The following is a 13,787-nucleotide window of genomic DNA, read 5'->3' on the forward strand; positions in this document are numbered from 1 at the left end:
ACCGATCACCCGATCAAACTGAGTAATTAAAACAAGAAGCCAGATAATCTATTATGATCCAAGCCAAAGTGGATACAAGGTTCCTGGGAACCATCCAGAATACATTTTACGGGCTTCCACCCTTACCTGAACCTGTAAAAATGTTCTTTATGCTTATTGCAGTGGGTCTTGCACTTCTCATTGCGAACTACTTCATACGTAAATACAAAATATACCAGCTCATAAAATCCCTATTAAACGAAAAAATACATCAGCTGACCGGTAAGAAACATGCCGCACCACAGGTTCCGGGAAAAGATGCCGGACAGAGGCATCCCGGAAAAAACAAAATCTGGAAAGGAAAAACTGACCAGGACATTCTTGAAAGACTGGTCATGAACCGGACTCAAGCTGATATTTTCGGGGAACGTTCAGGGCAGCGAACCCTTGCGGCGGTGGTCAATGTTGCCGGAATAGAGGGAATGAATGTTATTGTGACATTTAAAGATATGGCTACTGAAGATCTGCTTAATGAAGGAGCCGAGATTAAATTCGTTTTTGAAGATCTTTTGAAGGGAAACAAAAAGGTCAATGCCTTTGCCGGAACGGTCAAAAGTTTTTCCCCGGGTAAAGGGGCCGTTATCACCCGTAAAACTTCATTCGGCTATATCAAGAGGCGGGTCTACGCCCGCAGGAAAGTTGCTGACCAGCGATACATAAAGATAAAAATATGGCGGCTTGATAATGAAGATTTCGATATCGATTATACACTGGATAAAGTCCAGCCGGACATAGTAATAGACAACAGAAGACACCTGACCTCCAAAACGGATAAACCGCACGTTGTTGATATTTCCAAAGGCGGACTTGCTCTCGTCGGTTCAATCCGTGAAGGGGGGGAAATGATTTCCCGCAATGACCGGGTTCTTCTGGCCATGCTGATCTACATGCCTGCGAAAAAGACTTTTCAGCCTCATCTCATTTATGCAGAAACTAGAGCCGCAAGATCAATGGGCGTCAATAAGACCAGAATGAGTTTCCAGTTTTTGCGCAGTCTTAAAATTCCTCCGTGCAAGCGCAGCTGCCTTTTCAAAGGGCAGGCTGTTATGGCCATGCAGCTTTCAAATCCCCAGCAAGGACAGTAAATGAAAAAAGCCCTCCTAATTTTGGCACTGCTGCTTCTTGCGGCATGTGAAAGATCGGTTACGGTCAAAGTCCATGAAGACAAAAATCCGGGTGTCCATGAGGACAGGGTTGTCCTTGGATCATCCCTTCCCCTCGTAGGACATGCCAGTTATCTGGGAACCCAGACCCTCCACGGTGCTCTTTCCTACATCAATCACATAAATGATCAGGGCGGAGTCCACGGACGCAGAATTGAAGTTGTCGCCTATGACGATTCATATGACCCACCTAAATGTCTTATCAATACGCAGCAATTGATCATCGAAGACAAAATATTCGCCCTTTTCTGCTATGTGGGAACCCCCACCACCGTAAAAATACTTCCTCTTGTTGATGATGCCCGCATCCCCCTGCTGGGCATGTTCACCGGAGCAAATGCGTTGCGCAAACCTTTCAACCGTTACGTCATTAATATCCGGCCTTCCTACTACCAGGAAACCAAGGAAGCCGTTCGACATATGGTTGAGGATCTGGGTATCACCCGCATTGCGGTTTTTTACCAGTATGACGCTTTCGGCTTTGACGGATTGACCGGGACCGAACTAGCTCTAAAAGACTTCGACCTCGAACCCGTGGCCAGAGGCTCTTATACGCGAGGCTCTCTGGATGTGCAGGAAGGGGTGGAGAAAATCAAATACTCCGGAGCACAGGCTGTTTTCATGATCGGAACCAGTGCGCCATGCATAAAATTCATGGAACAGCTCAATAAAGAAGGAGTTACCCCCGTTTACTACACAGTTTCCTTCATTGGAGCGCGACAATTCGCGCAGGAGCTCGAAGGAGCAAAGAATCTGGTAATCATGTCGCAGGTGGTTCCCCCCTTTAGTGATGACCAGGGGCTTTCCCGTTCAGAAGCGGCCAGCTACATCAGGCTCATGAAAAAATACTATCCTGATGAAACTCCGAACCTGGTGGGGTTGGAAGGTTTCTTCAACGCCCGGATACTGGTTGAAGGTCTGCGGAGAAGCGGCAGGTATTTAACACGGGACAAATTTATTGACGCTGTAAAGTCCATGGACAGATACGAGATCGCTCCGGGAATTACGGTTTCATACGGGGAAAAGGATCATCAGGGGATGGACAAGGTTTATTTCACCCGCTACCGAAACGGCAGCTTTGAACTTATCAGAGACTGGGCCGAACTCAGGAGGAGTATAAGGTAGTGAGATTCTTTGATACAGACAGAATTATACGCCGATTTTCAGGACTGACCCTCAAGAACAAATTCTTTGTTTCCACTCTGGGTGTAATTCTCATCATCAGTGCCATAATCGCCCTTCTGGCCCGGTGGATACTTGTTTCATCCCTAACAAAAGAGCTTGAACTCAGAGGTGTGGCCATAGCCTATTCCATCGCCGAGCGCGGAGCCGGATATATCCTTGACCGCAACTATCCCAAACTTCTCAGTCTGGCCTTTGAGGAAGCAAAACTCCGTGAACGGCAGCACCTGATCACCTATATCTTTGTCCTCAGCAAGGATCAGGAAGTGCTGTGCCATACCTTTACCAAACCCTTTCCTGAGAATCTGGACAAGGCCAACCCTATTAAAGAAGGTGAATCAAAATCAGTACGCCTGATTGATCTCGGGAAGACCTCCGCCTATGATATTGCCGTACCTATCAGAGAAGGCCTGTACCGCATCGGAACAGTTCATGTAGGGCTTAACAAAATACACATAGACCAGCTTGTTTCCACCCTGCGCTTTACATTCCTCGGCTTCATATCATTTGTAGTTGTCATTATCTTCGTTATCAGCCACCGTCTTGCGGAATATATCACCAAGCCCATAAGCAGGCTTACCCAGCTTTCGGACGAACTTTCTCGGGGAAATTTCAATTTCAGCCTGGATGTTCTCGCCGGCGGAACCGACTGGGATCCGTCAAGCTGCCCGGCCTACTACAATACAGATTTCCCCTGCTGGCATTTTGATCTTTCCAGCCCGCACTCGGATAACGGTGTGGACGGGAAAGACAACCTTCAAAAATGCCGGGATTGCCACTTTTATTACAAAAGGAAAGGTGATGAAGTAATCCAGTTGGCCGACAGTTTCCGTAACATGGTCTGGTCGATCAAACTTTACAGACGCCGCCTCCGTGAATCAGAAGAAAAGTACAAGTCGCTTTTCGACAGCGGTCCGGACCCCATTCTGGTTGTCTCCTGTTCAGATTTCAGAATTATTGACGCTAATCCGAGAGTTACTGAGCTTTACGGATATCCGCTGAATGAATTGATCGGAGAGAAATTCCTCAAGCTCGGTCCTGAATCAAACCGTGAGTGCATAAAAGCTTTTGAAGAATACGGCGGGCCTTCGGGGTGTATTTATTATCCCAAGATTCTGCACCTCAAAAAAGGCGGAATCCCGGTTTATGTAAATATGCACGCATGCCCCATCACATACAGAAGCCAGCCGTCCATCATCGTGGCGGTTAACGACATCACCGAAATTATTGAAAAAGATGCCCAGCTTGTGCAGGCGGCAAAAATGAAATCCCTCGGGGAGATGTCAGCCGGGGTTGCCCATGAGGTCAACCAGCCGCTTAACGCGATCAAGATGGGCAGCGAATATCTGGCTCTGATGGCGGAACAGGGGCGGGACGTTCCGGCCAGCCAGCTTCAGGAAGTTGCCAGAGAAGTCAGCACGCAGGTGGACAGGGCCGCGGAAATCATTTCCGCCCTAAGAGCATTCGGAAGGAAATCCGGGTTTAAGACTGACAAAGTAGATATAAACAGCCCGGTACGCAGTGTACTCACGCTTGTGACCAAACAGTTTGAGCTGCAGAATGTTATCTTTGAAATGGATTTGACTGAAAACCTTCCCCGCATTATCGCTCAGGATAACCGCTTGCAGCAGGTATTCTTCAATCTGGTTAACAACGCACGTGACGCCATAGCTGAAAAGCGGGAAACCACCGGGTATGAAGGGGAAGACTACATAAAGGTCAAAACCTACCGGGACGGCAGTCATGTTGTTATCAGGGTGGAGGACACAGGCGCGGGAATTACCGAAGAGGTCCGAAACAAGATATTCGAACCTTTTTTTAGTACCAAAGAAGTAGGATATGGCATGGGGTTGGGGCTGGCAATCACATATGGCATAGTCCGGGACTACAAGGGCAGCATAGATATTGAAAGCCAGCCCGGCAAAGGAACTGCATTCATTATTGCATTCCCCGCCGCAAAAGATGATAATTCATTGCCCGGCCCGGAACAATAGAACCTAGACAGGGGTTTTGGTGTGAGTAAAATTCTTGTAATTGATGATGAAAAAGCCACTTTGAACATGTTCAAAATGCTTTTGACCGCTTATGGACATGATGTTGTCACCGCTGAAAACGGTGAGACGGGGATTGAGCTTTTCGATGCTGAACAGCCTGAAATGGTCATGACTGACATTAAAATGCCCGGCATGGACGGACTTGAAGTTCTAAGCAGGATAAAAGCAATCGCTCCGAACGCTGAAGTAATTGTCATTACCGGGCATGGAGATATGGACCTGGCCATCAAGGCCTTGAACCTTGATGCTACAGATTTCCTCAACAAGCCTGTCAGACGTGAAGATCTTGAAAAGGCCCTTCAGCTTTCCAGCGACCGACGCGAATTTGCAAGCCGTAAAAAAGATGATGTAAAACTGACCATGGAAGAAAATCTTGCGGTAGTAAAGGTTACAGGAAATCTCACTTCAAATTCCGAAGGCTTATTGCTGGATACTTTTGATGAAGCAATGGCTACCACCAAAGGCAATCTTTTGCTCACCTTTCAGGAAAAATCTTCCATCAACGGTGCGGCGATGGACACCCTTTACAGTGTGGTTGAAAAAGCACGAACCAAAGGGATGAACGTTTTCATCGCCGGACTTTCCGGGAATTTCCGTGCGGTTCTCGATTCCATGGGAATAAGCCAGATGGCTGCTATCCATACCACCGAGAGAGAAGCACGAGACAGCATCCCTTTATAACCTCCGGCATCTCTCCCTCCCTGCCGGCCCCCTTACCCCTTTTAAAAGAGGTTTAATAATTTTGGAATTTTTCAGTAAGTTTCGTATGATTTTTTTCATCCTTTTTTCTGAATCTTCCAAGCTCTTCGTCAAGCTACCGCAAGCCTAAGCCACCAGTAAGTAATGCTGCCCCAGCATATAACCTTTTGCTGTAAGGAACTCGGTAATCTCTTCACGCGCCCCACGGCTGGCCACGTAAGAGAGAAGAAAGACGGTCCCCGGTTCAGGCAGGTCATCGCGGTGCAGCACTTCACATCCGTGAATGATCTTGCCTACCTTGCGCGGATCAATATCCACATAAAAGGCTGTTCTGGTTCCTAGATTTTCCAGTATCTCATAGCGTTTTCGGGATGTTCGTCCTGATCCGATGATACCGACTTCGGGATGCGTACAACTGTGTTGTTCAAGCCAGCGGAACAGATATTGGCTCTTGATGCTGTAGAAGGCATCAACAGTATATTTCGGATGATTGCGTGACAGACGGTCCGGCGGGTCGTTCCAGATGAGCAGTTCCTCATCCACCTTACGCATCTTTACCCCTGCTTCCAGCCAGCGCAGAACCAGCTCATAATCTTCAGGAAAATCTCCATCCCGGAACGGGCCATGCTTGTGAATCAGGTCCCTGCGCATCATTATGGAAGGGTTGGCGAAAGGAAACTCCACAAAACGGTTAAGTGATATGTCATCACTTTCTACCAGAGAATTAATCCAATCAACGTAATGGGCATACCCGGCGCACTTCTCCCGGTCACCGCCGAACCCTACCCTGCACGCGGTAAGACCTACTTCGGGATTTACATCAAGGAGGGTTGCCTGTTTTGCCATTCTTTCCGGCAGGGCGATATCATCCGCGTCCATCCGGGCAACATACTCGCCTGAAGCGGCATTGATAGCGGCATTTGCGGCTCCCACAACGCCCTGATGATCCAGAAAAAGAGGTTTCAGGCGTGAATCTTTCGCCGAATACTTCTTTAAAACAGCAGCAGTCCCATCCGTTGAACCATCGTCAGCAGCGATGAGTTCAAGATCGCTGAAAGACTGCCCCAGAATGCTTTCAATTGCCTGCCCTACGGTATCTTCACAATTGTAACAGGGCATGGTCACTGAGACTTTCGGCTGACTCACTTTCCATTTTCCTCTATGGATTTCTGCAACTGATCCTTGATACGGCAGACATTGCAGGTTCCCGCGGATGTAGGGCATCCACATTCAACACAGGGGATGACTTCAAAGTCCTTCTCTTCTTTAGCAATTGCAGCGAAAGCAGGCTGGCCGCGATCAAGGAACCCCTTGTAAAAAGCCCTTTTCGAACCGGGACTGCGCAGTTCAAGGTTACGCCAGAGCATTTTATGACCGGTAAAACTGGCTCCTCCGCTGAAAGGACAAGGCAAGTGGTGGTAAGGTATATCCGAAAGGAAAGAAAAGTTCGCACTTTCAAATTCAGTTACCCGGAAAAGCGGTTTAACCTTCTTGGCAAAGCCGTTTTCAGCAGGAAGCAACGGCCCCTGATCCGACAGATAAGCCTGATCCCAGCGCAAGGTGTTGGCAAAAAGGCGTGCTATCTCGTCATCGAGATTATGTCCGGTGGCAAGGGCGGTAAAACCATCCTCAAGAGCCACCTTATTAAAATAATGGCGTTTGAACTTTCCGCAGATAGAACAGATCGGACGGCGGATATGCTTTTTTATAAGCGGCATGGGCACGCCCTCTTTCTCAAGCTCAACCACCTTCAGCGGATAGCCTTTATCCCGGCAGAAATCCTCAACCACCGCACGGGCCTTTCGGGAAGATTCATGGATCCCCAAATCAATATGCAGACCTGTTACGTTGTAGCCGAGTTCAGAAAGAGCATACATCAGACCGAGGGAATCCTTCCCGCCGGAAAGAGCAACCAGAACCTTGTCGTCATACTCAAGCAGTTTGCGCTTCTTGATGCCCTGTGCAACCTGCTTGAAAAAAAACTTCAAAAAATGTTCCTTACAGAACGAGGTGTTATGGCTCGGCAGAGATACTACCGATTCAGCCTTGCAGACCTTGCATTTCATATATTTTACCCGACTGAAATTACTTTTCTTATTGTTATTTCATCATCTTTCCTGATGCGCATATCCTGAGTCAGCAGCTGACCATCACGGATAACAAGGGCATCAGTCTGATGAAGTCCAAGTTTGTTGAGAAGCTGAAGAACGGTGTTGAGCGAAGTAAACTCAACAACCTTGTCCTCAGGCTCAAGTCTGACTTTGATCATCGGCAGACTCCTTGTGCGTTTTATATTATATGATACCTTGAGAAGTGTGGGTGTAGCTTGTAAGCCCATTTTCTTCAAGCTTTTCAGACCGTGTAGATGGGATATTTTTCAATTTCCAGATTATGTTTACTGAAAGTTGAAACTTTTTTTCTAGAAATAAGAGTTTTTTTGATTTATCTATGCTAGGGTTGAACCTGAAATCAGGTATTATTCTTATGGACAAAGCAATCTTTCATAACCTGAATAATCAATTAATCCAACTATTCGGTTTAACTGCTTTGTTGCCGGGAAACAGTAAAACACCAAATGTAACCAAAAAAAGTCCCATATATGTTGACCGGAAGTTGATTGTTGAACTAATATAAAACAAGAGAACCACGCCTTCCAAGGAGTTGCATATGGCTCAGAAGACTATTTTAGTCGTAGATGATGAAAAACATATACGGATGCTCTACAGGGAGGAACTTGAAGCCGGAGGCTATCAGGTTGCCACCTCGGACGGAACAGAAGAAATCCTTTCCGTCATCAAAAGAGAAAATCCGGACCTTGTCATACTCGACATAAAACTCGGCATAGACCGTTCCGGGCTGGACCTGTTACAGGAGATTCGTCAGGAGGATCAGGAACTGCCTGTTATCCTGAGTACTGCCTACGACAGCTTCAAGCATGACATGAAATCCATTGCCGCAGATCACTATGTGGTAAAATCCGTTGACCTGAGCGTGCTCAAGGATAAGGTCAAGGAGGCTTTGGGATAATATTCAGATTTCCACAATAGTAGTTTAACACATTATTTTTAAACTTTTTTTAGGAGTTTGTTAAAAACAGGCTCCTTTTTTCTTGCCAAGCACAAACACCCATGGTAGCACCCACTTGGCTTTGGCGCACAGGACCCATAAGCCAATAAATGCAGGCCAGTAGTTCCAACGGCTAGAACGTCGGTCTCCAAAACCGAATGCTGGGGGTTCGAATCCCTCCTGGCCTGCCATTTATTCACTTCTAAATTGCGCATACGCAAAACCCCTAATGTTTGACATCGCAAATATCATCAAAGAAATCAGCATTCTCGCTGTTCCTTTTCTCCTAGCAATCACCTGTCACGAGGCCGCTCACGGCTATGTCGCCTATCTTCTCGGCGACCCGACCGCCAAACAGGCAGGCAGGCTTACTCTCAATCCCCTTAAGCATCTTGACCCCATGGGCACACTAGCACTCGTGCTGACCCGTATGATCGGATGGGCAAAGCCTGTTCCGGTCAATCCCATGTACTTCAAGAACCAGCAGCGCGACATGATGCTGGTGGCCCTTGCCGGCCCCGCCGCGAACATGGCACTTGCCATCATGTTCGCACTTATCTTAAATACAATCCTCGGGCTGGACATCAGCGGCTACTCGGAACTCACTCTAAGGGTGCTTGAGCCTACAGCGATTATCTCCAAAGCCGGGGTTATCATCAATCTGGCCTTGTGTTTTTTCAATCTTCTGCCTATCCCTCCTCTGGACGGCAGTAAAATCATTGCCGGATTCATGCCCCGGGAGACTGCCTACAGGTTCATGTCTTTCAGGTACGGATTCATTATCGTCATACTTCTGGCAATGCTAGGCTTGCTCGGCAGAATAATATCTCCGGCTATAGGCTATTTTTACAACATGCTGCTTTTTTAAAAATCATCTAAACGCAAATTTCAATATGACTAAGACAAACAAACGCATAGTTTCAGGAATGAGGCCTACCGGACGCCTGCACCTCGGTCATTATTTCGGTGTTCTGGTAAACTGGGTCAGGATTCAGGAAGACCATGAATGCTATTTCTTCGTAGCTGACTGGCATGCTCTGACCAGTGAATATTCGGATCCCAGAAAAATCCAGGGCTTTGTCCCCGAACTGGTGAAGGACTGGGTTGCAGCCGGCCTTGACCCCGAAAAGTGCGTCATTTTCCATCAGTCTCAAGTCAAAGAACATGCCGAGCTGCATCTTATCCTTTCCATGCTGACTCCTCTGGGATGGCTGGAACGCAACCCCACATACAAGGAAGTGCGTCAGGAGCTTATCCAGAAAGAGCTCAACACTTACGGATTCCTCGGCTACCCGGTACTGATGGCCTCCGATATTCTCATGTATAAGCCTTCACAGGTTCCCGTAGGTCAGGATCAGCTCCCTCACCTTGAACTTGCGCGTGAAATCGCCCGCCGCTTCAACCATCTTAACGGTGAATATTTCCCCGAACCCAAGGCAATGCTCACTGAAGATGCAAAGCTGCCCGGTCTTGATGGACGCAAGATGTCCAAAAGCTACAACAACGGCATCTACCTTGGCGAGCCGATAGAAGAAGTCCGCCCCAAAGTAATGTCCATGCTTACCGACAAGAACAGAATGAGAAAGGCCGACCCGGGCGATCCGGAAGTCTGCAACCTTTACCCCTACCACAAACTGCTTACAGACAGCGCTAAATGCGCTGAAATCGAAGCGGGTTGCAAGGATGCTTCATGGGGGTGTGTTGACTGCAAAAAGCTTCTCGCTGAAAACATGGGCAAATTCCTTGAGCCTATGCAGGAACGCCGCCGCAAACTTGATGAAAATCCTCAAATAGTGTGGGATATTCTCAACGAGGGAACTGCCAAAGCCCGCGCTCAGGCACAGCAGAACATGGAAGAAATCCGGGAAAAGATCGGATTCAAATTCTAAGAATTATTTAGATCTGCCAATCTTCGCGAGTCAGTTGAAAAGGATATGGTAAACTGGCAGAACTTATCCAGCATCCATTTGCCTTAAGTAATGCCGACAGCACATCTCGCGTTAAAAGCAGATTGTTTACAAGTAGTAAAATTAAATCCCCCGTTGCAATGCAGCGGGGGATTTAATTTTAACTTAGAAATAATTTTAATCAGATATCAAAAGCTCGAATGACCTTGCCTAATTCAGACCTGCAGTTACCGTCAAAACTATCAAATTTCAGCCCCAGAGACAGTTTATTTCCGGATATAATCATGTTCTTAATCGTTCCAACTCCGCTTATAGCGCTATCCGAATGTTCATAGTCAAAGCAGTATTTTATTTTTTCATTCTCGGCGAAACAGCTTGCATCTATATCTTTATGGAAGGTGAATTCGATTCTTCCGCCGCCCTCGGAAATATCCCGAAACACACCATTGAATTTCTTATCGCCGTTGATGAGCGATACAATCTGAAAACAGGGGACCCTTCTGCTTTTACGGAGATTAATTTTTTCAAAATTCTTGGGATAGGACAAAAACATAAGTGGATATGGATAAAGCTGAACTCTGGTTACTGCACATTTGAATCCACATAAAAAACAACTGTCACACTTTGCCCGGACAGTCACATCCGGATAGTCAGTCAGAAAAGATTTGTAATCCCTTTCCTTAATCTGAGGGACCCAGACACTCAAGAAATACCCCGGCTTCGCACCGACAATCTCACCCCAAAGCCTCTCTCCAGTGACAAGCTCAAGATTTGCTCTCTCGCCTATTCTCAATTTGAGATTATCAGAATCGCCACAGGAGATAACTGAATGTGTTGTTAATCCTTTTTGCATAACAGCAGACACCGTTTATTAATAATTTAGCAAATAATTCTTTTGAGAAAATGCTAATAGACAGCCTCTGCTGGTAATGTCAACGCATTACGATAAACAAAATAACAATACGACAAATTTATAACACGATTTTCTATATAGAGAATTTCCAGCTCAGGGAATATAAGTCGTGGCGATATATAATCTGAACTGAATCAAATAAATGAATACCTAAAATTCCAGAATCTTTTCACTCATATCTACAGACAATTCGTGATCAGCCTCAAATTCAACATTTCCAATGGCCGTAACAGGAATCATTCCACCCAGAGAATTGAGGGCATAGACATGCTCAAATTCTCCTACATCGGCAATATTTATAACCGCAGGTTCGATAGATATATGATTTGAAGCAATCTCCTGAGCTGTTCCGGGCAATTTATAGTCTGTTTGGGGTTCGAAAAAGGCACTCCCTTTACGGAAGAGAAGTGATGCGAATGAAGACTCAAGAATATTCCCTTCAAAATCAGTTAGCAAAGCATCATCAAAGCCCTTATCTGTAGCTTCATGCCATGCGTTTAGATAAGCCATGCGGTTCATACTTTTATGCTGCATCAGACTGGTCAGGAAAACGTCCTTGGACTGATATAAGCGCCATTCACGCATAGTAATATGATCGAAAGGAACCGCGCAGATTACAGGAAAAGTTCTGCCCTGCTCAACTGGGAAGAAGATATTCACCCGCCCGAACCTGTCTGAAAGCTTATTGGCAGTGATTACTTCACTGATAGCCTCCTGATAGTCAACCTCCTCTTCAATTATCCCGAACCCAGAAAGACTTTTTCTGGCCCGTTTAAGATGAAGGTCCAGATGGCAGACAGTCCTTCCGTTCCAACACAGAGTCTCAAAAAATCCATATCCGGTTCTGAAAGCTGGCTGAGAAAGATCTAGCCCCACTTCTTCTCTGCTCAGTTTTCCTTTTCTATAGTATATCATACCAACTCCGGATTAATAATCTTACCCGCCTTTGCTACTGTCTCCTGATATTCTGACTCCGGCACTGAATCGATTACAATACCACTTCCCGCCCAATAGCAGATCTCTCCGGCTCCTGCATCATGGACAGCGGTTCGAATTGCGATTGATGAGACCAAATCCCTTGAACTCTGCAGAATAACCATACTGCCACAGTATGGACCTCTTGTGTGAGGCTCCAACTGATCGATAAGTTCCATGGAACTTTTCTTGGGGCATCCGGTGATTGATCCTCCGGGAAAAGAATTAAGCAAAAGGTCGATACAATCACTGCCTGCTGCAAGTTCACCCCGGACCCGGCTGTACATCTGGAGCAGATTATCCACCGCAAAAACTGATTTATGATCTTCAACCACAACAGAACCGTAACGGCAATCAGCTGAAATATCATTTCTAACGAGGTCGACTATCATGGACAGCTCAGAATCTTCCTTAATTGATGTGGTAAGTTTACGTTTCAATTCTTCTGAGTATTTATCAAAACGCAAAGTTCCCTTTATCGGCTCCGAACTGACCTTTCCATTCTCCACCCGCAGAAACAACTCCGGCGACGTGGAAATAATCATTTTTTCAACGCTGGAGAACAGGGCATAATAGGGGGCAGGGTATTCTTTGTTCAATGCAAAAAACCACAGCACGGGATCAATATTATCAGCAGGGAGGGTAAATTTAGTGGTCAGATTCAGCTGGTAGGTAAGTCCGCTACGTATGAAGTCCAAAGTCCGGGCAACGCCATCGATATAATCACGCTCTCCAAGTGACATTGCTATCCGCGACTGTTCAAAACTTGGTAATTCTTCCATATCGGGCACGGCTACACATTCACCAGCCACGCGCTCTATTTCATGCTGAAACTTATCTTTTCCGTGAATGAATTCCAGTGTACCGGTAGCAGAATCATGGACCAGAACAGCTGCGTATTTCTTCAGATGAACGTATGGAAAATCTATATCCTTGGGACTGATAACCCCGCGTAAAACATCTCCGCATTCGTAACTCAGATAACCGACAGCAGGTCTATTGTCCGCAAATGAGAACTTTCTGATAAGATCTGCTAATTCATCCCGTCCAGTACCCGCCTCCAGAATAAGCTCCTCTTCCGGATTGATGCACAGATAACTCTTGCAGGATTTCGGATAATCAGGAGCCCCAAGCAGAACGTCAGCCTTACCTGCCGACGCAAAGTGAAACGCTATTTCCCGAAACTTATTAAAGCTTACGCAAATTGAAAAAATCGATGGCATGGCGGATAAAAACTCCGGGGTTTTCGGTCAAAAAAGATTCGGGGTGAAACTGGTAGCCCATAATCGGAAGCTGGCTATGGCTGAGAGCCATTGGAATACCTTTTCGGTTTGTACAGACAGTCTTCATTTCCGGTCCGGTTTCAGAACAGTAAAGAGAATGATAACGTGCCACGGCGACTTCCCTGTCCATGAAATCGATCACCTCTGTCCGGCCATGAAAGCAGCCGCGCAGACGGTCAGTTCTTCCACCGAAATACTCATTCATTATCTGCATACCTAGACATACTCCAAGAACAGGCAGCCCGGATTCGAAGACCTTCTCATATCCGGGATAATCAGCAGGACAGCCCGGGCCGGGAGAAATTATCAGCAATTCATACCCGCAATAGTCAAATGGTCCAGCACCTGACACAGCCTCCGAGTACGGGACAACATGAATCTCCGAACCTGAAATCTCACGCGCCAGCAGGTGTTCAAGATTATTGGTGAAACTGTCATTGTTATCTATCAGCAGGATTTTCATACTTTTTACTTTTTTAAACATAACTCCGTTTAGTACTGCGGAG

At 46.5% G+C, this 13,787-nt stretch carries 14 protein-coding genes and 1 tRNA gene; 8 read left to right on the forward strand and 7 right to left on the reverse strand.

Features of this window, described 5'->3' with window-relative positions:
* The first annotated feature begins 53 nt into the window (after positions 1-53).
* The 4 genes from ACZ5PW_RS18190 to ACZ5PW_RS18205 are packed head-to-tail and all read left to right on the forward strand — an operon-like array spanning position 54 to position 5,119.
* Positions 54-1,124 carry a hypothetical protein gene (locus ACZ5PW_RS18190; RefSeq protein WP_464556340.1) on the forward strand — a complete coding sequence of 357 codons (1,071 nt, stop codon included), beginning with the start codon at positions 54-56 and terminating at the stop codon, positions 1,122-1,124.
* Entirely contained in the window at positions 1,125-2,327 is a 1,203-nt protein-coding gene (locus ACZ5PW_RS18195; RefSeq protein ID WP_464556342.1) for an ABC transporter substrate-binding protein, read from the forward strand.
* On the forward strand, positions 2,327-4,378 hold the full coding sequence (locus ACZ5PW_RS18200; RefSeq protein WP_464556344.1) for an ATP-binding protein: 2,052 nt from the start codon (positions 2,327-2,329) through the stop codon (positions 4,376-4,378). Before ACZ5PW_RS18195 ends, ACZ5PW_RS18200 begins: the two co-directional genes overlap by 1 nt.
* A 21-nt stretch (positions 4,379-4,399) precedes the next feature.
* On the forward strand, positions 4,400-5,119 hold the full coding sequence (locus ACZ5PW_RS18205) for an STAS domain-containing protein (RefSeq protein ID WP_464556345.1): 720 nt from the start codon (positions 4,400-4,402) through the stop codon (positions 5,117-5,119).
* A 144-nt stretch (positions 5,120-5,263) separates the two neighbouring features.
* Here the strand turns inward: ACZ5PW_RS18205 and ACZ5PW_RS18210 are convergent, their stop codons facing one another.
* Genes ACZ5PW_RS18210 through ACZ5PW_RS18220 form a run of 3 tightly spaced genes read right to left on the reverse strand, consistent with a single transcriptional unit; the run spans position 5,264 to position 7,406 of the window.
* Positions 5,264-6,283, reverse strand: a complete 1,020-nt coding sequence (locus ACZ5PW_RS18210) for a glycosyltransferase family 2 protein (protein WP_464556347.1) — start codon at positions 6,281-6,283, stop codon at positions 5,264-5,266.
* A complete protein-coding gene (locus ACZ5PW_RS18215; RefSeq protein ID WP_464556348.1) occupies positions 6,280-7,203 on the reverse strand; it encodes a PP-loop family protein in 924 nt (307 codons plus the stop codon). The genes ACZ5PW_RS18210 and ACZ5PW_RS18215 overlap by 4 nt, the downstream gene beginning before the upstream one ends.
* 5 nt (positions 7,204-7,208) lie before the next feature.
* Positions 7,209-7,406: a ubiquitin family protein gene (locus ACZ5PW_RS18220; RefSeq protein WP_464556349.1), complete on the reverse strand. Its 198-nt coding sequence runs from the start codon at positions 7,404-7,406 to the stop codon at positions 7,209-7,211.
* A 398-nt stretch (positions 7,407-7,804) separates the two neighbouring features.
* Here ACZ5PW_RS18220 and ACZ5PW_RS18225 point away from each other — a divergent pair, with 398 nt between their 5' ends.
* The 4 genes from ACZ5PW_RS18225 (at position 7,805) to trpS (ending at position 10,092) form a co-directional block, all read left to right on the forward strand.
* The gene (locus ACZ5PW_RS18225; protein ID WP_464556351.1) at positions 7,805-8,164 is read left to right on the forward strand and encodes a response regulator; all 360 of its coding nucleotides are present in this window, start codon (positions 7,805-7,807) and stop codon (positions 8,162-8,164) included.
* A 153-nt stretch (positions 8,165-8,317) separates the two neighbouring features.
* Positions 8,318-8,394, forward strand: a tRNA-Trp gene (locus ACZ5PW_RS18230).
* A gap of 38 nt (positions 8,395-8,432) precedes the next feature.
* Positions 8,433-9,071 carry a site-2 protease family protein gene (locus ACZ5PW_RS18235; RefSeq protein ID WP_464556352.1) on the forward strand — a complete coding sequence of 213 codons (639 nt, stop codon included), beginning with the start codon at positions 8,433-8,435 and terminating at the stop codon, positions 9,069-9,071.
* Between the two features lie 25 nt (positions 9,072-9,096).
* Complete coding sequence (gene trpS / locus ACZ5PW_RS18240) at positions 9,097-10,092, forward strand: tryptophan--tRNA ligase (RefSeq protein WP_464556353.1); 996 nt, start codon at positions 9,097-9,099, stop codon at positions 10,090-10,092.
* A gap of 199 nt (positions 10,093-10,291) precedes the next feature.
* Here the strand turns inward: trpS and ACZ5PW_RS18245 are convergent, their stop codons facing one another.
* The 4 genes from ACZ5PW_RS18245 to ACZ5PW_RS18260 form a co-directional block, all read right to left on the reverse strand.
* Positions 10,292-10,963 (reverse strand): PilZ domain-containing protein, encoded by a 672-nt coding sequence (locus tag ACZ5PW_RS18245; protein ID WP_464556355.1) that lies wholly within the window; start codon positions 10,961-10,963, stop codon positions 10,292-10,294.
* A gap of 210 nt (positions 10,964-11,173) precedes the next feature.
* Complete coding sequence (locus ACZ5PW_RS18250; RefSeq protein WP_464556356.1) at positions 11,174-11,938, reverse strand: aminotransferase class IV; 765 nt, start codon at positions 11,936-11,938, stop codon at positions 11,174-11,176.
* Complete coding sequence (locus tag ACZ5PW_RS18255; protein ID WP_464556358.1) at positions 11,935-13,221, reverse strand: anthranilate synthase component I family protein; 1,287 nt, start codon at positions 13,219-13,221, stop codon at positions 11,935-11,937. The genes ACZ5PW_RS18250 and ACZ5PW_RS18255 overlap by 4 nt, the downstream gene beginning before the upstream one ends.
* Complete coding sequence (locus ACZ5PW_RS18260; RefSeq protein WP_464556360.1) at positions 13,187-13,765, reverse strand: aminodeoxychorismate/anthranilate synthase component II; 579 nt, start codon at positions 13,763-13,765, stop codon at positions 13,187-13,189. The genes ACZ5PW_RS18255 and ACZ5PW_RS18260 overlap by 35 nt, the downstream gene beginning before the upstream one ends.
* Between the last annotated feature and the right edge of the window lie 22 nt (positions 13,766-13,787).

The organism is Maridesulfovibrio salinus (genome assembly GCF_055394525.1).

Excerpts from the sequence above, each read along its gene's own strand:
- ACZ5PW_RS18190 (WP_464556340.1), top strand. The coding sequence starts at position 54 with ATGATCCAAGCCAAAGTGGATACAAGGTTCCTGGGAACCATCCAGAAT.
- ACZ5PW_RS18195 (WP_464556342.1), top strand. The coding sequence starts at position 1,125 with ATGAAAAAAGCCCTCCTAATTTTGGCACTGCTGCTTCTTGCGGCATGT.
- ACZ5PW_RS18215 (WP_464556348.1), bottom strand. The coding sequence starts at position 7,203 with ATGAAATGCAAGGTCTGCAAGGCTGAATCGGTAGTATCTCTGCCGAGC.
- ACZ5PW_RS18220 (WP_464556349.1), bottom strand. The coding sequence starts at position 7,406 with ATGATCAAAGTCAGACTTGAGCCTGAGGACAAGGTTGTTGAGTTTACT.
- ACZ5PW_RS18225 (WP_464556351.1), top strand. The coding sequence starts at position 7,805 with ATGGCTCAGAAGACTATTTTAGTCGTAGATGATGAAAAACATATACGG.
- ACZ5PW_RS18235 (WP_464556352.1), top strand. The coding sequence starts at position 8,433 with ATGTTTGACATCGCAAATATCATCAAAGAAATCAGCATTCTCGCTGTT.
- trpS (WP_464556353.1), top strand. The coding sequence starts at position 9,097 with ATGACTAAGACAAACAAACGCATAGTTTCAGGAATGAGGCCTACCGGA.
- ACZ5PW_RS18245 (WP_464556355.1), bottom strand. The coding sequence starts at position 10,963 with ATGCAAAAAGGATTAACAACACATTCAGTTATCTCCTGTGGCGATTCT.
- ACZ5PW_RS18250 (WP_464556356.1), bottom strand. The coding sequence starts at position 11,938 with ATGATATACTATAGAAAAGGAAAACTGAGCAGAGAAGAAGTGGGGCTA.
- ACZ5PW_RS18255 (WP_464556358.1), bottom strand. The coding sequence starts at position 13,221 with ATGCCATCGATTTTTTCAATTTGCGTAAGCTTTAATAAGTTTCGGGAA.
- ACZ5PW_RS18260 (WP_464556360.1), bottom strand. The coding sequence starts at position 13,765 with ATGTTTAAAAAAGTAAAAAGTATGAAAATCCTGCTGATAGATAACAAT.